This window comes from Gemmatimonadales bacterium (assembly GCA_041390145.1).
Lineage (GTDB): Bacteria > Gemmatimonadota > Gemmatimonadetes > Gemmatimonadales > GWC2-71-9 > SPDF01.
This window is the reverse complement of record JAWKQM010000012.1, coordinates 26140-50822: the sequence shown is the minus strand read 5'-3', so window position 1 is coordinate 50822 and position 24683 is coordinate 26140. Positions and strand designations below refer to the sequence as shown.

The following is a 24683-nucleotide window of genomic DNA, read 5'->3' as shown; positions in this document are numbered from 1 at the left end:
TAAGCGTTTCGGTGTGTTCTGTGCACATCAGTGATGTAAGCACATACTTGCATTGGCTGGCCGAACGCTCTAACTTCGTGCCCCATGTCAACCGATTCTCGTGATCGACTTCTCGAAGTGGCGGCCCGGGTGTACGCCGAGGCTGGCTACCACGGCACCACCACCCGGCGCATCGCGGAAGAGGCGGGCCTCAACGAGGTCACCCTCTTCCGCCAGTTCGGGAGCAAGGACGCCCTCCTGCGCGAAGCGATTGAGCTGGCGGATCGGCACAGCCGTGCCTCGTTGAATGCCGACGCGACCGATCCGATCCCCGAATTGCACCGGTGGGCGCGGGCCTGCATCCACCGGTTCTATCAGCACCAGAAGCTCATTCGGCAGATCCTCGGCGACACGGTGCAGCGGCCGGAAATCGCGCCGCGCATCTGCGAAGACCCCAGTGATGAAATGACGCAGCTGGTCGCCTTTCTCACCGTCCTCGAGACGCGAGGGATTTTGTATGCGGGAGACCCGATGCTCCTCCAGGGGGGCGCCGCCATGCTGGTCCACTCGCTGCTGAGCAACGCCCTCTGGCGCGATCTCGTCCCGGACATCCCGTCGCTCGATGATTGTGCCGCGCTGTTCGTCGAAGTCCTCTTGCGCGCCCTGCGCGTGCCAGCTGGCATCCCGGAGCACACCACACCATGAGAGCCACCGCACCCGTCCTGAGCCTGTTGCTCGGATTGGTCATCGTCACGACCGCGCATGCCCAAACTCCCTCGGCAGCGCTGGTGTCGGCCGGGGCGGCCGACACCGTGCGGCTCACCCTCGCCTCGGCGCGCGCCGAGGCGCGGCCTGCCAGCGAGCAGGTGGGAATCGCCAAGGCCGACGTCCGTCGCAGCAAGGGCGCGGTGACGCAGACCCGCGCCGCGCTGCTGCCCCAGGTCAACCTGGGGCCGCAGTACACCCGTGTCCTCGCGAGCCCGTACGAGAACCTCTTCTCCGGCGGTGGGAGTGACATCGCGAATCCCTTTACCTCCTCGAACCAGTGGCGGTTGGGTGGGAGCGTGGGGCTGTCGCTCTTCAACCTGAGTCAGTGGTCGCAGCTCGGCGCCAGCCAGGCCGCCAGCCGGGTCTCCGAGCTGCAGCTGACGCAGCAGCAGGCGCTGACGATCCTGACCGTGGCCAGCGCCTATTACGACGCCTCCCTCAGCGCGCAGCTGCTGGCCATCACCGAGTTCACGCTGGCGCAGGCGGAGAAGACGCTGGCGGATGTCACGCTCGCCCGCGAGGTCGGTGCCCAGTCGGAGTTCGAGCAACTCCGGGCGCGCGTGTCCCGCGACAACCAGATCCCCGTCGTCACCCGGGCCCGGGCCAACCGGGACATCGCCCTGACCCGGCTCAAGCAGCTGCTCGACATCCCGCTCGCCACGGAGCTCGTGCTCGCCACGCCGCTCGACGACAGTCCGGACATCGGCGACCTGCCCGCGGACGTGGCCGCGCTGATCACCAGCGCCGACACGACGGTCCAGGCGCGTGCCGTGGTGCAGGCCGCCACGGAAACCGTGGCGCAGAGCGAACAGCTGAGCGCGGCGGCTTCCCGTCAGTGGATCCCCACAATGTCCACGACCATGAACTACAACCGGGCCGGGTACAGCAGCGATTTCTTCCCGGTCAACAGCCAGTTCGGCAACGACTGGACCATCAGCGCCGTCGTCAACTGGCCGCTCTTTACCTCCGGGCGGATCAGCGGGGCCCGCCAGCAGGCGGCGGCCAACCTCGAGGCGGCGCGGCTGCGGGCCAAGCTCACCGCGGAGCAGGCGGCGCTCGACAACGAGACGGTCAACGCCCGGCTCCGGGAGGCGCGGGACAACAGCCTGGCCACGGCGAGCGTGGTCGAGCAGGCCACCCGCGCCTACGAGATCGCCGAACTGCGGTACGCGGAGGGCGTCTCGACCCAGACCGAACTCCAGGACGTGCGCCTGCAGCTCGAGCAGGCACGGGCCAACCAGGCCCAGGCCGCGCGCGACATGCAGGTGGCGCGGTTCCGGCGGGCGCTCCTGCCGTACCTGCCGCTCGGCACGGCGGACGGCGCAGCGGCCATGACCTCTTCGGTTACCTCAGCGGGTACCGCGGCGCAGGCCCTCGCGGGCACCTCCACCACCTCTGGACGTTAGACGCGCGATGCAGACACTTCACTCGATGGCAAAGGCCCGGACCATGACGGCACGCGGTGGCATGATGGCGCTGGCGGTTCTCTCCCTCGGGGGTGCAGGGCTGACCGGATGCGGCGACGCATCCAAGGGCGCCGGGGCGGAGACGCCGGCTCCGATCGTGATTGGACCGGAGAACATCGCGATGGTCCGGGACACGCTCCTGATGGACGGCCCGCCGATCTCGGGGACCCTTGGCGCGGAACGCGATGCGCGGGTTCGCTCGGAGCTGGGGGGATCGATCCTCGAGGTGTACGTCGAGCCCGGGCAACGGGTCTCGGCCGGCCAGGCGCTGGCGCAGATCGAGCCGCAAACGGCGCGCGAGCAGTCGCTGTTTGCCGATGCCCTGGTGCGAAGCCTCGAGAACGACGTGCGCCTCCAGCGGCGCAACCTGGAGCGCGACCAGCGGCTCGCCGCGGCGGGCGCGCTGTCCACCCGGGCCGTCGAAGCGGACTCGCTTGCGGTGGCGCAGGCGGAGGCCTCGCTGGCGGAGGCGAGCGCGCGACAGGTCGTCGCCCAGCGCGCGCTCGCCCGCGCCACCGTGCGGGCCCCGTTCGCCGGGATCGTCAGCGAGCAACTCGTCAGCGTTGGCGACGTGGTGCAGAACGGCACCGAACTCTTCGCGATCGTGGATCCGTCCAGCCTTCGCCTCGAGGCCCAGCTGCCTCCCCAGTCGCTCGACGGGCTCAAGGTGGGGACACCGGTGCAATTCACCGTGAGCGGTTTCGGCGATCAGGACCTGACCGGCCGGGTGAGCCGGATCTATCCCTCGGTCGACCCGGCGACGCGGCAGGTGCGCATCCTGGTGACCGTTCCCAATCCAGGGCAGCGGCTTGTCGTGGGGCTGTTCGCCGAGGGCCGGGTCGTCACCGCCGAGCGCCAGGCGCTGACGGTGCCGAAGGCGGCGGTGGACCTGCGCGGCGTGCGGCCCACCGTGTCGCAGGTCAAGAACGGCCGGATGGCCCGGACCGAGGTGGTCCTGGGACTCGAGGACGTGGTGGCGGAACTGGTCGAGGTGGTGTCGGGGTTGTCGGTGGGCGACACCATCGTCGTCGGCAGTTCGCGAGGCATCGCGGCCGGCACCCCGATCCGGGTGCAGGACGTCGCCGAACGCACCACTTCCCCAGTCACCCCGTAGGGGCGCCGCCATGTTCATCTCCGATTTTGCGATCAAGCGCCCGACGATCACCGTCGTCACCATGCTGGCGCTGGTTGTCGGCGGCATCATCGCCCTGATCCGGCTCCAGACCGACGAGTTCCCCGAGGTGGCTCCCCCGTACGTCTCGGTTGCCGTCCCCTATCCCGGGGCCTCGCCGGAAACGGTGGAGACCGAAGTCCTCAACCCGGTCGAGGAGGCGATCGCCTCGATCAGCGGCGTCAAGAAGGTGACCGGCCGGGCGGAGGACGGGTTCGCGTTCATCCTCATCGAGTTCATCTTCGAGAAGCCCCTGCCCGAGGCCACGCAGGACATTCGCGATGCCATTTCCGGCATCCGGAACGACCTGCCGACCGAGATGGAAGAGCCGGTCATCAAGAAACTCAACGACACCGACCGGCCGATCGTGTCGCTCGCCATCTCCTCCCCGCGGCTCACCCCCGCCGAACTTACCCGGCTGGCGGACCCGGGCATTACCCGCGAACTGCGCTCCATCCCCGGCGTCGCCGAAGTGACCGTGACGGGCAAACAGGAGCGGGAGCTGACCGTGGAACTGCGCCCCGCCGCCCTCCAGGCGGCGCGGGTGAGCGTGGGACAGGTGGTGCAGGCGCTGCAGGCGCAGAACCTGGCTGCCCCCGTGGGGCGGGTGCAGGGCGAGTACGACGAGCGATCCATCCGGCTCCGCGGCCGGCTCAGCGGCCCCGAGGAGTTCGCGCAGCTCGTGGTGGCCGAGCGGAACGGGGTGCTGATCCGGCTGGGCCAGGTGGCCGACGTGCGCGACGGCATCGAGGAGCAGCGAACGCTGGCGCTCTTCAACGGCACCGAGGCGGTCGGCATCGACATCAAGAAATCCAAGGGGTACAGCACCACGGAAGTGGCCACCCAAATTCTCGACCGGGTGCACGAGCTCGAGGCGACCCTGCCGGCCGGCGTGACGATCAGCGTCGTCAAGAACTCGGGGGTCCGCGTGACCGCCGCCGTCCGCAACGTGCAGGAAGCGCTCTTCGAGGGTGCGCTGCTGACCGTCCTGGTGGTGTTCCTCTTCCTCAACTCCTGGCGGTCCACCGTCATCACCGGCCTCGCGCTGCCGGTCAGCGTCCTGGCGTCGTTCATTGCCGTGTGGGCGTTCGGGTTCAAGCTCGAGACGATGTCGCTGCTCGGCCTCTCCCTGGCCATCGGCATCCTGATCGACGACGCCATCGTGGTGCGGGAGAACATTGTCCGGCACGTCGAACTCGGAAAGGACCACTACACCGCCTCGCTCGAGGGGACCGACGAGATCGGCCTGGCCGTGACGGCGACGACCTTCTCGATCCTGGCGGTGTTCCTGCCGGTGGCGTTCATGTCGGGCATCGGAGGCCAGTGGTTCAAGCCCTTCGCGCTCACGATGGCCTGCTCGGTCTTCGTCTCGCTGTTCGTCAGCTTCTCGCTGGACCCCATGCTCTCCGCCTACTGGCCCGATCCGCACGTGCCGGTGGAGAAGCGAAACTGGATCACCCGGCAGCTCGACAAGTTCAATGCCTGGTTCACCCGCATGGCGGAGGGCTATCGCGGGGTAATCGCCTGGGCGCTCGACCACCGCGCCGCCATGGTGGTGCTCGCCACCGGGTCGATGATCAGCGCCTTCACCCTGCTCTGGAACGGCGTGCTGGGCTTCCTGTCTCTGGTCCTCGGGCTGGTGATCAGTGTCTGGGCCCTGTCCGGCAAGCGATCGCTGCCTTTCCGCATCGCCGGCACGGTCGCGGGCGCCGTCATCGGAATCGGGCTCTTCCTGGTGGTGCCGGAGTGGCACAAGGTGGGCGTCGGGTTCATGCCGCTCGACGACCGCTCGGAGTTCAACGTCCAGATCGAAACGCCGCCCGGCTCCAACCTGGCCTACACCCGAGCCAAGGCGGACGAGGCCGACCGCATCATCCGGGCGCGTCCGGACGTGATGTACAGCTACATCACCCTCGGCGATCCCAGTTCAAGCGCGGTCGACGTCGGGAAGATGTACGTCAAGCTGGTGCCGAAGTCGGAGCGCTCACTCGATGCGGAATCGATCGGCGCCGAGATCCGCAGCCAGCTGTCGCAGATGGGGGGCGTGAACATGGCCCTCTTTACCAGTGACATGGGCGGTGGGCGCAAACAGCTGGCGCTGCAGGTGAAGGGGCCGGACCTCGCATCGATCAACACCGCCGCCGAGCAGATCAGGTCCGTGGTGGCGGCCACCCCAGGCTCGGTCGACATTGCCCTCTCGAGCAAGGGACAGCGCCCCGAATTGACCGTGGACCTCGATCGTGGGCTGGCCGGCGCGCTGGGGCTCACGGCAGGGCAGGTGGCGCAGGCTCTCCGGCCGGCCTTCGCCGGCATCGACGCCGGCGACTGGGTGGACCCCAGCGGCGAGACGCGGGATGTGGTGGTCCGGCTGGCCCCGTCGGCGCGTCAGCGGGCCGAGGACCTTCGGCAACTGCCGCTGCTGATCCCCGGCGGCGCAAACGGGGCGCCGCGAACGGTGCCTCTTGGGCAGGTGGTCCGCGTCAAGTCGGACCTGGCCCCCGCCGTGATCAACCATCTCGACCGGGACTTGGTCGTCAACGTGGAGTGGAACACGCAGGGCCGCTCGACTGGCGAGGTGATGTCGGATGTCCGGAAGGCGCTGGCCCAGACCCAGCTGCCACCGGGGGTCACCTACTCCGAGGGGGGCGACGCCGAAAACCAGAGCGAGGTCTTTGGCAACATCTTTCTCGCGCTCGGAGTCGCGGTGCTGCTGATGTACCTGATCCTGGTGATGCAGTTCGGCTCGTTCCTCGATCCGATGGCGATCCTGATGTCGTTGCCGCTGTCGCTGGTGGGGGTGATGCTCTCGCTCGCCATCACCGGACTCACCGTCAACATCATGAGCCTGATCGGGGTGATCCTCCTGATGGGGATCGTCGCCAAGAACGCGATTCTCCTCATCGATTTTGCCAAATGGAGCCACGAGAAGGGGATGCCGATCCGGGAAGCGCTGATCGAGGCCGGGGCCATCCGTCTCCGGCCGATCCTGATGACCACCTTCGCGCTGATCGCGGGCATGATTCCCGTCGCCATCGCGCGGGGTGAGGGGGCGCAGTTCCGGCAGCCGCTGGGGGTCGCGGTTATCGGCGGTGTGCTCACCTCGACGTTGCTGACCCTGCTGGTCATTCCGACCGTCTACGAGATCTTCTTCGACTGGCGCGAGGCGCTGGGCCGGCGGATCCGGGGGGCGAAGCTGGCTACCCAGTCCGGGGCGATTGTGGACGAGGTCGGCCGCGCGCACTAGATTGGCCCAATGCGGAAGATGAGCATCTGGTCACGATCCCTCGCGGGTGCGCTGGCAGTCTGGTTCAGCCTGGTCATGGCAGCGCCGGCCCTGCTGCACTCCTGCCCGAGAGACATGGCCGGCATGGCCGTCGCTGGGGCGGGGGAGGGACACGCCCACCATGGGGCCCAGCACTCCGATGACAGGCGCCCCGAGGCCCCGACCAATTGCCAGTGTCTTGGCAGCTGCGCCGTTTCCTCCCCCGCCGTCCTGTCGAGCGGCACGGTGGTGCCGGTCGCCCTGATCGCGCCTCTTTCGGCAGTGGTCCTTTCGGCCACGACAGATGTCGCCGTCATCCTGCAGATCGAGCACTCCCGGCCCTTCGCGACCGCCCCCCCACCGCTCATCGGCTGACCCCGGCGCGTCCGCGCCGAGGATCGCCATCCCCACACAACACCGTCATCGCTCTGCTTCGGCCCTTGCCGGGGGAGACTGTCTCACCATGCCGTCAGGGCATCGGTCCCGCTTGTGGGTGCCGGTGTGCCGGCGGCGACGGACTGGCAATTCATGGCATTTCAAGACCGCACCCACGCACGGCCAGGGACCCGGACAGCTTGTCTGGGGCTCTTGGCATGCCTGGTCGTGGCGGCGACGGGCCAGGCGAGTGCGCAGCAGCCGGTCAAGCCACCGGTCGACACCACCACAGTCACGGCGGTCACGCCGATCGTCGTGACGGGGAAGCGGGAACACGCCATCGCGCCGCCAGTCGCAACTGTCGAGGTGAAGACGGAAACGATCGAGCGGGCGCCGGCAGCAAACCCCTATGACCTCATCGGCCGGTCGGCGGGAATCGAGGTGCACCAGCAGGGGCAGGGGCCCGGCTTCGCGTCGAATGTCGTCATCGGTGGATTCACCTCCGACCACTCGTCCGACGTCCTCCTCGTGCTCGACGGCGTGGCCATCAACCTGCCCATCCACGGCCATGTGGAAGGCTATGCCGATTGGAGCATCCTTTCCCCTGGTGCCATCAGCACCACCCGCGTGATTCACGGTCCGGCGAGCCCCCTCTACGGGGACTTCTCCCTTGGGGGCGTCGTGGAGGTGTATACGGCCGCGGACGCCGATGCGACGACGGGGTCGCTGGGGGTGACGTCCTTCGGCGACGTGCGCGGTTGGGTCACGGGTGGGTTCCGGCACCCTGCCGCCGGGGCGCTCTTCTCCGTCTCGGGCCAGCGGGAGGAGGGGTGGCGGGACAACGCCGACTACCTGCTTGGGACCACGGTGCTTCGCGGCTGGCGTGCGGTGGGGAAGGGCAGGCTCGAGGGGGGACTGTACGGGTACGGCTCCAGCTGGAACTCTCCCGGCTACGTGTCGGTGGACCGGTACAACCAGGGTGACCTCGTGGCTGCGACAGACACGACGGACGGCGGTGACGCCGACCGGTACATCGGCACCTTGCGGTACGGCATACCGCTGAACGCCCTGACGACACTCGAGACCCAGCTCTGGGGGCAGGTGGGGAAGTCCACGGTGTTCCTGACCCTGCCCGAGGACGGCATCCTCCAGCAGACCGCTGAACGGGATGATCGCCACGCCATCGGGATGCAGGCCCAGGTCAGCCGTGTGAAGGGCGATGGGGAGTTCAGCGTCGGGCTGAGCGGACGGGCCGACTGGACAACCTACACCCTCGATCAGACCGATGAGCGCACGCCGGTGTCGGCCGAGCAGGCGGATGATGGGCGATACCAGGCGCTCGGCCTCTACGCTCGCTGGCGCGGCATGCTCAGCAGCCGGTTCATGTACGATCTTGGTCTTCGTGGCGACCTTGTCCACTACCAGAGCTACAACCGCCTCGATTCACTCGCCGCCTGGCAGGGTGCCACCGACCCGATGCTGAGCCCAAAGCTTGGCGCCAGTTACATGGCGTCCAGCCGCCTGCGGTTCCTGGGCTCCCTGGCCCGCGGGTTTCGGGGGCCGGTCGGCGTCATCGGTGACCCTAACCGCCCGCTCGTGACTGCCTGGGCCGGCGAAATCGGCGCAGAGTACGGCACGAGCACGTTCCTGGTGACGGTGTCGCTGTTTCAGTTCAACACGGCGAATGAACGAATCAAGGATCCGGTCAGCCTCGAGATTCTGGCCAGCGGCACGAGCCGCCGGCGCGGGATCTCCGCGAGCGCGGCATGGCAGCTTACCCCCAAGCTCTCGCTGCAGGCCGAGGGGACCGTCAATGACGCGACCATCACCGGCGCGGCGGACCCGGTGAACGTCGTGCTGGACCGGACTGCCCTCCGCCCCCCGAAGCCGAACTTTCATACGGAACCCCTGGCGCCAGGTGATCCGGTGCCTGGGGTGTCCGACTACTTCGGGCGCGTCGGCGCAGAATTCATCCCGAAGAATGGCCTCTCCACCTATGCCCTGGTCCGGTTTACCGGCCCCTTCACGCCGATTGGGGAGCCAGGCGTACAGACGCAGGCATACTCGGTCGTCGACATTGGCGGGTCGGTGGCACTCGGCGCCACCACCAGCGTTGACGTCGACCTCCTGAATGTCTTCGACACCCAGTACGCGGATATCCGCGCATCCGGCTACATCAACCCCGGCGCCCCACGCAGCGTGCTCGTGTCGGTGCGCCTACTACACCCGCACTGACCCGCGGGTACCACTGCACTCCAGGAGGATGTCCCAATGCATTCACACGCCTTACACCGGGCGCCCGCGCGCCTGATGGCCGTTCCGATGCTGGCGTTGGTCCTTGCGCTGGGGGCATGCAGCAGCGATGAGGCTGCGGCGCCTGCGCACACCCACACACCCGCTTCAGCCAAGCTGTTCGTCAATGACGTCGACGAGACGGCCAACCTGACGCTCACGGCCGGGGCGCAGACCCGCGTGGTGGTGAAGTTCTATGCCGACGATGGGGATGAGATCACCGGCATCGAGGCAGATCACTTCGCCGCGCTGACGTTTGCGCCGGGGGTGCTCGCCACGGCGGTCGAGGATCCGGATGCCCATTTCTCGTTTGACGTCACCGCCCAGGCCACTGCCGGGACGGGGACGGTGATGGTCGGCTGGGGGCACGACGCGGCGGCCGACGAACTGAGCTTCGGGCCCTTTGTCGTGACGGTTCCATAGCCGTCATCGGCACCGCTGACGGCCGGTTTGCATTCGTGGCGGACCCGATGTCTATTTTCGGGTTCTGACGCACTGTTCACATGTTCCAACGGAGCTCGACGATGATCCCCCGTTCCTGGAAGCGTGTCGCCCTCCTTCCCCTTCTGCTGACGATTGCTGTCGTGGGGGCGTCACCGGCCCAGCAGCCGGTCGCCAAGCCAGCCAAGCCAGCCAACAAGCCCACCCCGGCGGCTCCCAAGGCAGTCAAGGTCACGTCCGTCGAGGGGATTACGGAATACCAGCTCCCGAATGGCCTCCGGATTCTGCTGCTCCCCGACCAGACCAAGGCCGTTACCACGGTCAACATCACCTACCTGGTCGGGTCGCGGCACGAGGACTACGGCGAGACGGGGATGGCGCACCTGCTGGAGCACCTGCTGTTCAAGGGCTCGACCGGTCACCCGAAGATCGGCGAGGAGATGACCCAGCATGGCGCCCAGTTCAACGGCACCACCTGGTACGACCGGACCAACTACTTCGAGTCGGTGCCGGCGACCCCCGAGAACATCGAGTGGGCGCTGCAGCTCGAGGCGGACCGGATGGTGAACTCCTTCATCGCCAAGAGTGACCTCGAGTCCGAGATGACGGTGGTCCGCAACGAGTTCGAAATGGGGGAGAACGACCCCGGCTCCATTCTCGAAGAGCGGGTCTTCTCGACCGCGTATCTCTGGCACAACTACGGCAACTCCACGATTGGGGCGCGCTCGGACATCGAGAATGTCCCGATCGGTCGGCTGCAGGGCTTCTATCGGAAATACTATCAGCCCGACAATGCGATCCTGGTGGTGGCGGGGAAGTTTGATGAGGCGGTGGTCCTGAAGCGGATCGAGCAGCTGTACGGCGCCATTCCCCGGCCAAACCGGGAGGGTGCCAACACCCTCTGGGGCACGTACACCGTGGAGCCGGTGCAGGATGGCGAGCGGACCGTGACGCTCCGGCGGGTGGGCGACGAGCAGGTGGTGCTGGCCGGGTTCCACATCCCGGCAGGGTCGGACTCCAACTTTGCGGCCATCAGCGTCCTCACGCAGATCCTCGGATCGGCGCCGAGCGGGCGACTCTACACGGCGCTGGTCGAGCCGAAGCTCGCCGCGCGTGTCTGGTCGTCGGCCTACCAGCTCTACCAGCCAAGCATGCTCCTGGCTGGCGCGCAGCTCCGGACGGAGGACACCCTGGCGGTCGCGCAGGCCGCGCTGCTTGCCACCCTCGACGAGCTGACGACACGGCCGCCCACCGATGCGGAGGTGGCGCGGGCCAAGCAGACCATTCTCAAGAACATCGAGTTGAGCCTGACCCAGACCGACCAGGTGGGCCTGGCGCTCAGCGAGTGGGCCTCCCGGGGCGACTGGCGGTTGATCTTCATCAACCGGGACCGGGTTCGGGCGGTGACGCCCGCCGACGTCCAGCGGGTCGCGGCAGCCTACATCAAGCCGAGCAACCGGACGCTGGGGGTATTCATCCCCACGGCCAAGCCGGACCGCGCGGAGATTCCGCCACTGCCGGACATCGCCGCGATGGTCAAGGACTACAAGGGCGATACCACGATGACGCTGGGGGAGGCGTTTGACGCCTCACCCGCGAACATCGACGCCCGCACCTTCCGGAGCGAATTGCCGAGCGGCATGAAGGTGGCGCTGCTCCCGAAGGAGACCCGCGGTCAGACGGTTAACGCCTCGATCCAGCTCCATTTCGGCACGGAAGCGGCCCTCAATGGCCGGGCGACGGCGGCGTCGCTGGCCGGATCGATGCTGCTGCGCGGGACCACCGCCCACACGCGGCAGCAGATCAAGGACGAGTTTGACCGGCTGAAGGCCCAGGTCAGCGTGCGCGGGAGCGCCGAGGGGGTGACCGTCTCGATTTCGACGGTGCGCGCCAACTTCCCGGCGGTGCTTCGCCTGGTCGGTGAGGTGCTCCGGCAGCCGAGCTTTGATCCGGCCGAGTTCGCGACGCTGCAGCGGGAGGGCCTCGCGCGACTGGAATCGCAGCGGAGCGACCCGATCGCCCTGGCGCAAACCGCACTCGCGCAGGCGACGCAGCCCTATCCACCGGGGCACCCGCGCTACGTGAGCACCATCGACGAACGGGTGGCCTTGCTGAAATCGGCGACGGTGGAGGAGGCGAAGCGCTTCTGGGTCGAGTTCTACGGGGTAGGCGCCGGGGAGACGGCAATCGTCGGTGACTTTGCCCCGGCGGAGATCACGCCGGTGCTTACCGAGATCTTCGGTGCCTGGAAGAGCCCGGCGGCGTACGCCCGGATCCCGGACCAGCTCGGCGATCGTCCGGCGGTCACCCAGCAGATCGAGACGCCCGACAAGGCCAATGCCATCATGCTGGCCTCAACCCGCTTCCCATTGAGCGAAGACGATCCGTCGTTCCCGGCCATGGCCATCGGGGACTACATCTACGGCGGGTCGGCCTTCGATTCACGACTCATGGTGCGGATTCGCCAGACGGAAGGGCTGAGCTACGGCGTGGGGAGTGGCCTGAGCGCCAGTTCGGAAGACCAGGCGGCGCAGGAGTTCGTGTATGCCATCTTTGCCCCGGAGAACGGCGCCAAGGTGGTCGAGGCCTTCAAGCAGGTCACGGACACCGCCGTCAGCGGCGGGTTCACGGCCGAGGAGGTGTCCAAGGGTAAGGCGGGCTATCTGCAGCAGCGGCAGCTTGCGCGGGCCGACGACGGCAGTCTCGCCGACCTGCTGGTGGACGGTCTCTTTCTCGGGCGGACCATGGCATGGGACGCGAAGCTCGATGCGGCGATCGGCGCACTGACTCCGGCACAGGTGAGCGACGGCTTCCGCGCCTTCGTCGTTCCCTCGAAGTTCACGATCATCACCGCCGGCGACTTCGCGAAGGGCCAGGCGGCGCCGGCGCAGCCGTAACACGCCGGCGGGGTCGCTCGCCGGGTGTCAGTCGTCCCTTGGGGGCGCGCGGCGCTTCGCCTTCGTGGCGGAGCGCCGTTTCTTTGCCTTGAGGCGGTTCTCCGCGGCAGAACGCGGCGGCCGTGTCTTGCGCCGGGGCTTCGGGGGGACCAGCGCCTCGGCAACGAGCCGCTGGAGGCGCGCGGTCACCGCGTCGCGGTTCTTGAGCTGGCTCCTGGTGGCCGCGGATACCAGCCGGAGCCACCCATCGCCGTCGAGGCGATGGCCCAGCGCCGCCACGACGAGGCTCCGCTCATGATCGGTCAGCGCGGGGGAGAGGCGCGGATTCCACCAGAGTTCCACACGGGTCGAGGATGTGTTCACATGCTGCCCGCCCGGCCCGCCCGCTTTCGTGGCGCGGAAGGTGAGTTCGTGCAGGGGAATGGGGGCAGGCATGTCCGAAAGATATGCGCTACTTTTCCCCGATGGCCAGCATCGAGCGACTTGAGTCCCATCTTGGCGCCCTCTCCGGGGCGGTGCTGGGGTATTCTGGCGGGGTGGATTCCGCCGTGCTTGCGGTCGTCGGTGCCCGCGCACTCGGCCCCTCGCGTTTCCTGGCGGTCATCGGTCGGAGCGCCTCCTACCCCGAGATCCAGTGGCGTACGGCGGTGGAGCTCGCCGCCCGGTTCACCGTACCGCTCCTCGAGGTGGACACCGACGAACTAGCGGATCCGGAGTACGTCGCGAATCCGCTCAATCGCTGCTTCTTCTGCAAGTCGGAACTCTGGCGCGTTCTCGGGGCGGTGGCCGCGGACCGCGGGTTCGAGTTCCTCCTCGACGGCACCAACGTTGACGACCTGACCGAGCACCGCCCAGGCGCAGCGGCCGGCGCGGCGCGCCGGGTGCACTCGCCGTTCGTGGACCTCGGATGGACCAAGGCCGATGTGCGGGAGGCGGCTCGTCTCCTCGGCCTGCCGACCTGGGACGCGCCGGCGGCGCCCTGCCTCTCGAGCCGCATTCAGTTTGGCCTCCCGGTGACTGCGGAACGGTTGCGGCAGGTGGAGCAGGCCGAAGCGGTGATCCGCGAATGTGGCGTCGTCGGCGACCTCCGTGTCCGGCACCTGGGCGAGGTGGCCCGGGTGGAAGTGTTGCCCAATGAGCGGGCGCTGGTCGAGGCCCGGTGGGAAGAAGTCACCGGCCGGCTGAAGGCGCTGGGCTTCGCCGACGCGGAACTCGACGCGCGTGGGTACCGCCGGGGGAGCCTTCTGCCGATCGCGTCCACACCGGGCGGCCGCTGAATGCTCGGGTGCCTCTCGCTGCCGTTTCGCCTGCTCGGGCTCCTCATTGTCGCGGCGTTGGTGTACCTCGGGTGGACGGAGCGGGCCCGCATTGCCCCGTACTGGCATCGCCTGACCGACCGACCGGCGGCGAACGCCGGCGGGACGGCGGGCCGCCCTGGTGAACTGGCGCTGCAACGCGCCACGGACAAGATCGACAGCCTGAACGGCTGGCGCGCCGATTCGGTGACGCTCACCGCCGCGGAGATGGCCTCGCTTGTGGGCGCGGGCCTCGACCAGCGGGTTCGTGCCGAACTCGACTCGCTGGAGGTGACGCTCGGCGAGGGGCGCATCGCGGTGGCGGGGAAGATCCGGACGGCCGGACTCCCGCGGGAGGTGCTGGGACCGCTGGCTGGCGCCCTCAACGATCGCGAGCCGATCCGGGGAGCCGGGCCGGTGCGGGTCCGCCAGCCGGGCCTGGCGGAGTGGCGACTGGATGCCTTCCAGGTGCGCGACTTCGACTTTCCGCGCGAGATGGTGCCGAAGATCGTCGGCCTGCTGGCCGGCGACAAGCGCGACAGCGTCCTGTCGATCGCCATTCCGATCGGGATCGGGCGCGTCCGGGTGCACCCGGACGGTGTGACGTTGTATCCTTCGAGTCCACAGCCATGACCGCCCATCGAATTCTCGTCATTGACGACGAAGCTGGCGTCCGCGACGCCCTGAAGCAGGTGCTGGCCTACGAGGGACATGACGTCCGCGTGGCCGGCTCCGGGGGGGAGGGGCTCACGCTCTATCCCGAATTCCGTCCCCATCTCGTGTTCCTCGACGTCAAAATGGCCGGCCTCGACGGGCTCGATACCCTGTCGCGACTGCGCGAGCTCGATCCGGCCTCCACGGTCGTCATGATTTCCGGCCACGGAACCATCGCCACGGCGGTGGAGGCGACCCAGCGGGGCGCCTTTGATTTTCTGGAGAAGCCGCTCGACAGCGACCGGCTGCTGGTCACGGTGCGGAACGCGCTGAACCAGGTGGTCTTGACCCACGAGAACCAGCGATTCAAGCGCGCGGTGGACGAGGCGCATGCGATGATCGGGTCGAGCCCTGCGTTGCGCGGGGTGCGGGCGTTGATTGACAAGGTGGGACCGACGCCCGCCCGGGTCCTGATTACCGGCGAGAACGGGAGCGGCAAGGAGTTGGTGGCCCGCGCCATCCATGCCGCGAGTCCGAGGCGGGAGGGGCCGTTCATCGAGGTCAACTGCGCGGCAATCCCCAGCGAGTTGATCGAGAGCGAGCTCTTCGGCCACATGAAGGGGTCGTTTACCGGGGCCTTTGCCGACCGGCCTGGAAAGTTCGAACTGGCCGACGGGGGAACGCTGTTCCTTGACGAAATCGGGGACCTGTCGCTCCCGGCCCAGGCCAAGATGCTCCGCGCGCTGCAGGAGGGGGAAGTCACGCGCGTGGGCGGGGCCAAGGTAATGCGGGTCGATGTCCGAGTCCTCGCGGCGACCAACAAGGATCTTGAGGCGGAGATCGCGGCGGGGCGCTTCCGTGAGGACCTGCTCTATCGACTCAACGTGGTGCCTATCGTGGTGCCCCCGTTGCGGGAGCGCGCGGCCGACATCCCGGATCTGGTACGTCACTTCGCCTCCAGCGTCGCCGCGGCGGCCGGTGTGCCCGCCCGGCAGTTCGATCCGTCGGCCGTCGAGCGCCTGCAGCGCCGGGCCTGGCCGGGAAACGTGCGCGAGTTGCGGAACGCCGTGGAACGGCTGATGATCCTTGCGGCGGGGAAGTCCGTGACGGCCGGCGATGTGGACCGGATCCTGACCGGCAGCGGAGAGGCGGGGGCGCCCGCGACCGCGACCAACGCCGCCGATCCGTTCTCCGCGCCGACATTCGAGGCGTTCAAGCTCGAGGCGGAGCGTGTGTTCCTCGAGTCCAAGCTCCGCCAGCATGACTGGAACGTCTCCGAGACCGCCCGGGCGCTCGACATGCCCCGGTCGAATCTCTACAAGAAGATCGAGCGCTATGGCCTGACGCGGGAGTCCTCGTGAGCGACCAACCCCGGGATTGGGACAAGGAACTGGCTGCCATCGACAAGGTGATGGCCAAGAGCGCCGGAGCCCCGGCCGCGCCCGCGGCGCCGGTGCAGCGGGGCGGAGGCGCGGCGGTGGCGGCCCCGGCGTTCGGCGGCGCGGTGAGCAAACGGGCCGCCCTCACCACCTGGGTGCGCGCCGGCCTTGGGGTGCTGGTGGCCGCGGCGGTGCTCCAGTGGCCGTACGCCCACCGCTGTGGACTCGGGATGATGCTCTACCTTGGCGCCGCGACGATGGTGGTGGTGGCGGGCATCTGGACCATGATCATCAGTTGGAAGCGCCGCCAGGGCTGGGCGCACCTCGCGGGGCTGGGTGTCTTCCTCGGGGGGCTGGCGCTGGTCGCGACGGTGCTCCTCCCTCGACTCGGCTACGCCGCGACCGTCCTCCCCTGGATGTGCGAGTAGCTGCACTTTCCTTTCACTCCGAACCTCCGAAAGCCTGATGCCAAAGACCTATAAGAACTTCATCGACGGCCAGTGGGTCACCCCGACGACCGGAGCCTGGTTCGAGAACCGCAATCCCGCCGACACGCGCGACTTCATCGGGCGATTCCCCGATTCCGGCGCGGCGGACGTGAAGGCCGCCGTGCGCTCCGCGCAGCGGGGCTTCGAGATCTGGCGCCGCACGCCCGCGCCGGCGCGGGGCGACGTCCTCCGTCGGCTGGGCGACCTCCTGACGAAGCACAAGGAAGAGATCGCCGACGGGATGACGCGGGAGATGGGCAAGGTGCTTGCCGAGACGCGTGGCGACGTGCAGGAGGGCATCGATACCGCCTACTACGCCGCGACCGAGGGGCGCCGGCTCTTCGGCCACACCGTCCCGTCGGAACTCCGCGACAAGTGGGCCATGAGCTTCCGTCGCCCGATGGGGGTGGCGGGTCTGATCACGCCGTTCAACTTCCCGCTGGCCATCCCGACCTGGAAGATGTTCCCGGCGCTGGTCTGCGGGAACTCGGTCATTCTCAAGCCCAGCGAAGATGTGCCCCTCACCTCCCACCGGCTGGTGGAACTCCTGCTCGAGGCCGGGCTGCCTCCCGAGGTGATTCAACTGGTGCACGGGCGGGGCGCCACCGCCGGCAAGGCGCTCGTGGAGCATCCCGACGTCCCGGTCATCTCGTTTACCGGCTCCACCGCCACGGGGTCGTTCATCGGCGAGACCTGCGGACGCATGCACAAGCGCCTGTCACTCGAAATGGGCGGCAAGAACGCCCAGATCGTGATGGACGACGCCGACCTCGACCTGGCGCTCGACGGCGTCCTGTGGGGGGCCTTCGGCACGACCGGCCAGCGATGCACCGCGACCAGCCGGCTCATCCTGCACAAGAAGATCCACGACAAGTTCCTCCGCAAACTGGTGGACGCCGCCGAAGGGCTGCGCCTGGGCGACGGGCGGAAGGGCTACGACGTCGGTCCCCTGATTCACGAGCGGTCCCGGCAGAAGGTGGAATCGTACGTGGCGATCGGGCAGGAGGAGGGGGCCGAGCTGGTGACGGGCGGCAAGAAGCCAGGCGGGGAACGGCTGGGCCATGGATTCTTCTACCGGCCGACCATCTTTGCCGGCGTGAAGCCGTCGATGCGGCTGGCGCAGGAGGAGATCTTCGGCCCCGTGCTGAGCGTCATCCAGGTGCGCAGCTTCGAGGAGGCGATCCGGGTCAACAATGGCGTCAAGTACGGACTCTCCAGTTCGATCTACACACAGGACGTGAACCAGGGGTTCCGCGCGCTGCAGGAGCTCGACAACGGGATCTCCTACGTCAACGCGCCGACGATCGGCGCCGAGGCGCACCTGCCCTTTGGCGGTGTGAAGGCGACCGGCAACGGGCACCGGGAAGGCGGGTGGGAAGTCTACGAGTTCTATTCTGAGACCAAGGTCGGCTACGTCGACTACAGCGGGACGCTGCAGCGGGCGCAGATCGACAACTATGATGATTGACGCCCGGTTGCGCCGTCACGGGGCGGCCGCTAAGGTTCGAGCGTAGCGGCCCGCCCACCAGAGGTTTCCGCGCATGCGCCCACTGCAAGTCGGATCCACTCGACGCGGTCCCACGTCCGACGAGGGATCGCTCGACCAATACCTTCGCGAGATCAGCCGGTATCCGCTGATCCCGCAGACGGAGGAGGTGACGCTTGCACAGGGGATCCGCCGCGGAGACGCCGAGTCCCTCGACAAGCTGGTGCGCAGCAATCTCCGGTTTGTCGTGTCAGTGGCCAAGAAGTACCAGAACCAGGGCGTCAGCCTTGCGGACCTGATCAACGAGGGCAACCTCGGCCTGATTCGCGCGGCCCACAAGTTTGACGAAACGAAGGGGATCAAGTTCATCTCCTACGCCGTCTGGTGGATCCGCCAGGCCATCCTGCAGGCGCTGGCGGAGCAAAGCCGGATCGTGCGGGTGCCGCTCAACCGTGCCGGCACCCTGCACCGCATCGGCAAGAAGACGGCGATGCTGCTGCAGGAACTGGGGCGCGAACCGACCCCGGCCGAAATCGCGGAGGGGATGGACATCTCGATGGAGGAGGTCCAGAAGACCCTCTCCATCAGTCAGGCCCACCTCTCGCTCGATGCCCCGATGACACCGGGCGAAGACAACCGCCTGCTGGACTACCTCCCCGACACCCAGAACGCCGGGTCGGACAGCGAAACTTTCGAGCACGCGCTGACCGAAGGAATCGAGGAGGTGCTCGCGACGCTCAAGGAGCGCGAGGCAAAGATCCTCCGCCTCTATTTCGGCCTGGACGGTCCCGAGCCGATGACCCTCGAGGAGATCGGGACCATGCTCGGGATCACCCGCGAACGGGTGCGCCAGATCAAGGAAAAGGCGCTGAGCCGCCTGCGGCACGTGAGCCGCGCCCGCTCGCTGGAGAGCTTCCTGACGTAAGGCCGCTTCCCGGAGCTTGTGTCCCTCGTCCTCACTTCCCAGCCCCTAACCCCCTTCCGGCCTATGGCATCCGCATCTTCCTTTGACATCTCCACTGGCGCCGACCTCCAGGAGGTCGACAACGCGGTCAACCAGGCGCTGAAGGAAATCCAGCAGCGCTACGATTTCAAAGGCACGCACTGCACCATCGAGTTTGACCGTGCAAAGGCGGAAATCCGGTTGGCGGCGGACGACGACTTCCGGATGAAGAGCCTGCTCGACGTGCTCCAGACCCGCCTCATCAAGCGCGGCGTTCCGGTCAAGAACATGAAGACCGGCGACTTCGAGGCTGCCACGGGCAGTTCCGTCCGGTGCACCGTGACGCTCACGCAAGGGATCGCAAGCGACATCGCGAAGCGGATCACCAAGGCGATCAAGGACAACAAGAGCTTCAAGAAGGTCTCCGCCAGCATCCAGGGGGAGGAGATCCGTGTCAGCAGCCCCTCCCGCGATGAACTCCAGGCGGTCATGGCATTCCTGCGGAGCGAGGACTTCGATATCGAGCTGACCTTCGGGAACTACCGCGGATGAAGGTGCAGTACACGCCGCTCCTGCTGGTGGCCGCAGCCGCGTCCGTGGCGGTCGCATCATGCAATCCGACCCAACCCACCGCGCCGCCCGCGCCGGAACCACTCCCTCCCGCTGCCACCCGTGCTCCCGCCTCGCCCGTGGTGGATTCCGGACCCGGGGGGCCGCCCCTCGCGCCGCTGCCGCCGGATACCGTGGTCAGCACCGCTGACGTGCGAATCGGCCTGATCGTTGGCGCCTCCGATGTGAAGATCGGAGGCGGCGGGCCGCTCGTGATCACCAATCCAGCCGGTGTCCGCGTCCTGGACGTGATCGAGGGCGCGTCATGGCGCGTACGGCCCGCCGGGCCCGCGATGACGCTCTCAGGCCCGGGGGGCCTCAACGGGGGCCGGCTCGACGCCATCGTCGTCACGCCGCTCCACGCCGGACAGTATGTGCGCGTGGACGGCCGGGACTACCGCGGCGAGGTGTCCGTGATTCCCGGTCCGGACGGATTGACGGTCATCAACCGCCTCGGGCTCGAGTCGTACCTGGCCGGCGTGCTTTCCGCGGAGATGGGTCGCCGCGATCCGACCGAGGTGCAGGCGATGTATGCGCAGGCGGTCATTTCGCGGACGTACGCCATGAGGAACCAGGGGAAGCGCCGCGCCCTCGGCTTCGACCTGTACGGCACTGTGTCGGACCAGGTCTATGGCGGGGTCGGCGCGGAGACGGCGCAGAGCTGGGATGCGGTCCGCGCCACCCGGGCGGAAATCGTGACCTGGAAGGGCCAGCCGATCGACGCCTTCTTCTACTCGACCTGCGGCGGACGGACGGAATCCGGCGCCGCGGTGTTCCAGCTTGCCGGCGATCCCTACCTCAAGTCGGTGTCCGATCTGGATCCCAACGGGCAGGCGTACTGCCGCTTTTCGCCCCGATTCCGGTGGCGGGAGGAGTATTCCGGCGACAGTCTCGAGGCGATGCTGCGACGCACCCTGCCGGGGCTCACCAGCGTCAGCGCCTCGTCGGTGTCCAGGATCGAGGATGTCAAGGTATCCCGCCGCACACCGTCGGGCCGGGTGGAAGCGGTGGAGTTCAAGCTGAACGGCCGGCACGTCTCGGTATCGGGCCAGGCGGTGCGGCGGGCCTTCCTCCTGCCGGATGGCGGCATGCTCCGCAGCACCGCGTTCGATGTCCAGGAGCGGGCGGATGGCTCGCGGGTCAGCTGGCTGGCCATCGACGGCCGCGGGGCGGGCCATGGCGTGGGGTTCTGCCAGTGGGGCGCCGTGGGGCGGGCGCGCGAGGGGCAGGATTACGGAGAGATTCTTGCGGCGTATTATCCTTCCACCAAAATCGAGCGCTTGAACTGACCGGCTACCCCGGGGGGAAGGCATGAGCGAGACGTTGCGCGTCGGCGTGATCGGGGCAGGGGCCATTACCCAGGTGGCGCACCTGCCTGTGCTGCGGAAGCTGAAGGGTGCCGAGGTCGTGGCTATTTGCGACGCCGACTACCCCAAGGCGCGCGCCCTCGCCGATCGGTTCAAGATCGAGAACTCCTTCGACGACATCGAGGAGCTGCTCGGCCATTCGGAACTCGATGCCGTCGTCATTTGCACCCCGAATCACCTGCATGAAGGCCATGTGCTGGCGGCGCTCCGGGCCGGCGTGCATGTCCTGGTGGAAAAACCGCTCGCCCTCAACACCGCGAGTGCCCAGCGGGTGGTGCGCGCCGCCGCCAAGAAGGACCGCGTCGTCATGGTCGGGATGAACCATCGCTACCGTGCCGATGTGCAGATCATCCGCAGCTTTGTGCAGACTGGAGAGCTGGGCGACGTCGAAAGCGTGCGCGGCAGCTGGCACGTCTTCCGGCCCAGCCGTTCCATGCTCGGCTGGCGACTGAAGCGGGATCTGTCGGGCGGTGGCGCCATGCTCGACCTCGGCCTGTCCATCCTGGATCTCGGGCTCTGGCTCGCGGGCAACCCGAAGCCGGTGCGGGTCAGCGCCACCCTCGACCGGGCGGGACGGGAGCGCGCCACGGAGCACGCCGGAAGCGCCTTCGTCGTCTGCGAGAACGGGGCCTGCGTCTTCGTGGACGTGACCTGGCATCACCTCGGGGAAGGCGAGCGCTTCGGCGTCGGCCTGCGGGGCAGCAAGGGGACCGCCAGCATCAATCCGCTGAAGGTGTGGAAGGAGATGCATGGCACCCCCGTCGACGTGGCACCGACGGGCTCGGTGTCGCGCGAGAGCGTCTTCACCGCGTCGTACCGCGCGGAGTGGGCCCACTTCCTCGCCGCCATCCGGGGGGAGGCCAAGGCGCCCGACCTCGAGGAGCACCTGGCGCTGCACCGGGTGATTGACGCCATCTACAAGTCGGCCGACGACGGCCGCGACGTCCTGCTGTGAGCCGCGGGCGCCGAGTGGCCCTCCTGCTCGGGCTGCTCGGCGCCTGGCCGGCCGGAGCCGCCAAGGCGCAGCTTTCCTCCGCAGATCCCGCCCCAGGCCACCCGGCCGCCGCACCCCAAATTTCGCTGGTCACCATCGGTCCCGGACCGATCCTCTGGGAGAAATTCGGGCACAACATGATCCGGGTGACCGATTCCGCTGCCGGCACGGACATCGCCTACAACTTCGGAATCTTCGATTTCCGCCAGAAGAATTTCTACTGGAACTTCCTGCAGGGACGGATGCTCTACTCCATGGCCGGGTACATCGCGACGCGCGATATCCAGCGCTACGTGAACGCCGGCCGGTCGGTCGAAGTCCAGGACCTTGCGCTCACGGCCGACCAGGCTCGCACGCTGGCGGCCAATCTCGCCCGCAACGCCCTGCCCGACATGAAGGACTACCGGTACCAACCGTTCCGGGACAACTGCTCGACGCGGGTGCGTGATGCCCTGAACGTGAGCCTGGGCGGGGCACTGGAGGCGGCGCTCGCTGGCGTGCCGGCGAACGCCACGTTCCGTTCCCGCACCGCGGAACTCACCGCCGGAAGCCCCGCCTGGTACTTTGGGCTGATGCTGCTCCTCGGCCCCTCGACCGACCAGCCGTTGTCGGCCTGGGAGGATGCGTTCATCCCAGGCAACCTCGCTCGGTATGTGGAACCAGCCATCAATCCCGCGCTCGACGGAGGGACGGCTCCGCTGGTGGATGCCGTACGCCTCCAGCCCGCCACTGCGGACATGGGACCATCCACCCATACGCCCCCGTTCTGGCTCGGGTGGTTCCTGGTATTGGGAGTGCTGCTGGGTGGATTGCTCGCGTGGAGCGGTGGACGCGACGGGGCGGGGCGGGGGCGGCGACCATTCCTGGTGCTCGCCGGGATCTGGTCACTGCTCTCAGGCTTGGCGGGGCTCGTCATCATCTACCTGTGGGCGTTTACCGACCACACCTACGCCTACCGGAACGAAAACGTCCTCCAGGCGAGCGTCCTTGGCCTGGCAATGTTCGGGGTCCTGGCGGCGTGGGCCCGCCGGGACGGCCCCGCGCCGGCCGCACTGCGCAACCTGGCCGTGACCGTCGCGGTGCTCTCGGTGCTCGGAGTGTTCATCCAGGTGCTACCCTGGTTTCCACAGGTGAACGCCCCGATCCTGGTCTTCTTCGTGCCCGCCAATCTCGGCATGGCACTCGGCGCCATGCGTGCAGTGCCGACCTTGCCTACGACGACTGGACCGAGCGCAACCCGTCCTTAGCCGCGGCAAAGTCGGGCGAAATCTTCAGCGCTTGCTGATAGTACCGCGTCGCCGCCGCGTTGTCCCCCTGGTCCTGTGCGAGGACGGCGCGCCCGAAGAGGACGAGCGCGTCCGCGCTGACCGTGGCGGCCGCCGGCGTGCCCGCCGAGAGCGCGGGCAGCCGCTTCCCGGACATCAACTGCGACGCGATGTCCGCAATCATCTGCGGCAACTCCGCGCGTGCACGCTGGCCGGTGGATACCACCTCCAGGATGGTGCCGGTGCTGCCGTCAATGAGGCGTGCGTCGATGCGCACCCGCCCGTAGTAATCCACGAACGTCCCCGTCACCACGTACCCCGCGCCCAGTTGCTTTCCGACCTTGGAGGCGACCGCGGCGTCCACCCGGCCATTGCGAGCCAGCCCCTCACGCTCGATCAGCTGCTGCGCCTGGGCGCGGTCGACCGTGCGCAGGGCGGAATTCCGTGCCAGGGCGGCGGTCAGTGCCGCGGGAATGCCGCGACCCAGGCCGGCGAAATCCAGGGAATCGAGGCCGTAGGAGCCCCCATTCTCGAAGGTCAGGACGACGATCGTCGGCTCCGCGGCCTGGCCGTGGAGCGGCGGCGCGGCGGAAACGAGCGCAAACAGGCAAAGCAGGCGGGCCGTGCGAATCATCGGTCCACTCCTTGTGAGTATCTGGATCACAGCGTCACCGTCCATCCTTCGCAGGCTGCACTGACGGTGAGTCCTTCGGGTGCCTTGGCCCGCGCCATGGCGAGGAGGGCGTCAACCTGCCCGTCGTCATGCCCGGGATCGTGGTGGAAGAGGGCCAACTCTCCGACGGACGCCTCTGCAGCCAGCGCCACGGCGTCGAGCGCGTTCGAGTGCCCCCAGCCTGGGCGCTCCACATGGAGTGCCGGTGTGTACATCCCGTCGTGTATCAGGAGCGAGGCATCGCCGACAAACGTCGTCAGCGCGTCTCGCCAGCCGGCAGGGACCCTGGTGGCCCCTCCCGGTCCCAGCTCGTTGTCGGTCAGGAAGGCCACAGACGGCCCTCCACCGTTCGGCGTGATCCGGTAGCCCAGCGCCCCGCCCGGATGCGAGAGCTGACAGGACTGCACCTGAAAACCGGGAACCTCCACCACCTCCCCCGGTCGGAGTTCCTGCACGGACATCCGGGCAGGGCGGGCCGCACGCGGGACAGGGTACACGGCGGGCTCGAGCTGGCGGTCGAGCACCTCCCGGAGCGACGCGCCGACGGGCGTGGGACCGTGGACGGCGATCTCCTGCCGTTCGGCGTACATCGGCGAAAAGAACGGCAGGCCCTGGATGTGGTCCCAGTGCACGTGCGACAGGAAGAGATCCACCCGACCGGCGGCAGCGTCGGCGGCAATCTCGTTGCCGAGCCGTCGGATGCCGGTTCCGGCATCGAGGATCAGGCAGTGGCCCTTGCCGTCGCGAAGGGACACACACGGGGTGTTGCCACCGTAGCGAACCGTGTGCTGGCCCGGGACCGGAATCGTCCCGCGCGTCCCCCAGAACGTGACCGAAACACTCATTGCCATGTCGGGGGAATAGGGCGAGATCCGTGCC

General features: G+C 68.0%; 21 protein-coding genes. 18 read left to right on the top strand and 3 right to left on the bottom strand.

All coding sequences use genetic code 11. From position 1 onward, the window contains the following. Positions 1-84 precede the first annotated feature (84 nt). The 8 genes from R2910_11235 to R2910_11200 all read left to right on the top strand — a co-directional run bounded on the left by R2910_11235 (position 85) and on the right by R2910_11200 (position 12651). A complete protein-coding gene (locus tag R2910_11235) occupies positions 85-684 on the top strand; it encodes a helix-turn-helix domain-containing protein (GenBank protein MEZ4413548.1) in 600 nt (199 codons plus the stop codon). Next, positions 681-2153, top strand: coding sequence for a TolC family protein (locus tag R2910_11230; GenBank protein ID MEZ4413547.1), 1473 nt, complete (start codon positions 681-683; stop codon positions 2151-2153). The genes R2910_11235 and R2910_11230 overlap by 4 nt, the downstream gene beginning before the upstream one ends. 7 nt (positions 2154-2160) lie before the next feature. Beyond that, entirely contained in the window at positions 2161-3327 is a 1167-nt protein-coding gene (locus tag R2910_11225) for an efflux RND transporter periplasmic adaptor subunit (GenBank protein ID MEZ4413546.1), read from the top strand. A gap of 10 nt (positions 3328-3337) precedes the next feature. After that, positions 3338-6628, top strand: coding sequence for an efflux RND transporter permease subunit (locus R2910_11220; GenBank protein MEZ4413545.1), 3291 nt, complete (start codon positions 3338-3340; stop codon positions 6626-6628). A gap of 9 nt (positions 6629-6637) precedes the next feature. Beyond that, positions 6638-7021: a hypothetical protein gene (locus R2910_11215; protein ID MEZ4413544.1), complete on the top strand. Its 384-nt coding sequence runs from the start codon at positions 6638-6640 to the stop codon at positions 7019-7021. 213 nt (positions 7022-7234) lie between these two features. Beyond that, complete coding sequence (locus R2910_11210; protein MEZ4413543.1) at positions 7235-9256, top strand: TonB-dependent receptor plug domain-containing protein; 2022 nt, start codon at positions 7235-7237, stop codon at positions 9254-9256. Between the two features lie 36 nt (positions 9257-9292). Then, positions 9293-9736 (top strand): hypothetical protein, encoded by a 444-nt coding sequence (locus tag R2910_11205; GenBank protein MEZ4413542.1) that lies wholly within the window; start codon positions 9293-9295, stop codon positions 9734-9736. 101 nt (positions 9737-9837) lie between these two features. Continuing rightward, positions 9838-12651, top strand: a complete 2814-nt coding sequence (locus R2910_11200) for an insulinase family protein (protein ID MEZ4413541.1) — start codon at positions 9838-9840, stop codon at positions 12649-12651. A gap of 27 nt (positions 12652-12678) precedes the next feature. On the opposite strand, the gene arfB is transcribed toward R2910_11200, so the two are convergent. Then, a complete protein-coding gene (gene arfB, locus R2910_11195; protein ID MEZ4413540.1) occupies positions 12679-13086 on the bottom strand; it encodes an alternative ribosome rescue aminoacyl-tRNA hydrolase ArfB in 408 nt (135 codons plus the stop codon). A gap of 11 nt (positions 13087-13097) precedes the next feature. Between arfB and larE the strand changes: the two genes are divergently transcribed. The 10 genes from larE to R2910_11145 all read left to right on the top strand — a co-directional run bounded on the left by larE (position 13098) and on the right by R2910_11145 (position 23113). Beyond that, positions 13098-13928 carry an ATP-dependent sacrificial sulfur transferase LarE gene (larE, locus tag R2910_11190; GenBank protein ID MEZ4413539.1) on the top strand — a complete coding sequence of 277 codons (831 nt, stop codon included), beginning with the start codon at positions 13098-13100 and terminating at the stop codon, positions 13926-13928. Next, the gene (locus R2910_11185; GenBank protein ID MEZ4413538.1) at positions 13929-14579 is read left to right on the top strand and encodes a hypothetical protein; all 651 of its coding nucleotides are present in this window, start codon (positions 13929-13931) and stop codon (positions 14577-14579) included. Then, positions 14576-15961, top strand: coding sequence for a sigma-54 dependent transcriptional regulator (locus tag R2910_11180; GenBank protein MEZ4413537.1), 1386 nt, complete (start codon positions 14576-14578; stop codon positions 15959-15961). Before R2910_11185 ends, R2910_11180 begins: the two co-directional genes overlap by 4 nt. Then, positions 15958-16407, top strand: a complete 450-nt coding sequence (locus tag R2910_11175; protein ID MEZ4413536.1) for a hypothetical protein — start codon at positions 15958-15960, stop codon at positions 16405-16407. The genes R2910_11180 and R2910_11175 overlap by 4 nt, the downstream gene beginning before the upstream one ends. A 37-nt stretch (positions 16408-16444) precedes the next feature. Beyond that, the gene (locus R2910_11170) at positions 16445-17935 is read left to right on the top strand and encodes an aldehyde dehydrogenase family protein (GenBank protein ID MEZ4413535.1); all 1491 of its coding nucleotides are present in this window, start codon (positions 16445-16447) and stop codon (positions 17933-17935) included. Positions 17936-18008: 73 nt separating this feature from the next. After that, entirely contained in the window at positions 18009-18878 is an 870-nt protein-coding gene (locus R2910_11165) for an RNA polymerase sigma factor RpoD/SigA (GenBank protein ID MEZ4413534.1), read from the top strand. Positions 18879-18941: 63 nt separating this feature from the next. Continuing rightward, entirely contained in the window at positions 18942-19448 is a 507-nt protein-coding gene (locus tag R2910_11160; protein MEZ4413533.1) for a YajQ family cyclic di-GMP-binding protein, read from the top strand. Continuing rightward, positions 19445-20794 carry a SpoIID/LytB domain-containing protein gene (locus R2910_11155; protein ID MEZ4413532.1) on the top strand — a complete coding sequence of 450 codons (1350 nt, stop codon included), beginning with the start codon at positions 19445-19447 and terminating at the stop codon, positions 20792-20794. The genes R2910_11160 and R2910_11155 overlap by 4 nt, the downstream gene beginning before the upstream one ends. A 22-nt stretch (positions 20795-20816) precedes the next feature. Next, positions 20817-21827, top strand: a complete 1011-nt coding sequence (locus tag R2910_11150; protein MEZ4413531.1) for a Gfo/Idh/MocA family oxidoreductase — start codon at positions 20817-20819, stop codon at positions 21825-21827. Further along, the gene (locus R2910_11145; protein MEZ4413530.1) at positions 21824-23113 is read left to right on the top strand and encodes a DUF4105 domain-containing protein; all 1290 of its coding nucleotides are present in this window, start codon (positions 21824-21826) and stop codon (positions 23111-23113) included. Before R2910_11150 ends, R2910_11145 begins: the two co-directional genes overlap by 4 nt. On the opposite strand, the gene R2910_11140 is transcribed toward R2910_11145, so the two are convergent. Continuing rightward, a complete protein-coding gene (locus tag R2910_11140) occupies positions 23079-23765 on the bottom strand; it encodes a CsgG/HfaB family protein (protein MEZ4413529.1) in 687 nt (228 codons plus the stop codon). The genes R2910_11145 and R2910_11140 overlap by 35 nt on opposite strands. Before the next feature lie 26 nt (positions 23766-23791). Further along, a complete protein-coding gene (locus R2910_11135) occupies positions 23792-24649 on the bottom strand; it encodes an MBL fold metallo-hydrolase (protein MEZ4413528.1) in 858 nt (285 codons plus the stop codon). Positions 24650-24683: the final 34 nt, after the last annotated feature.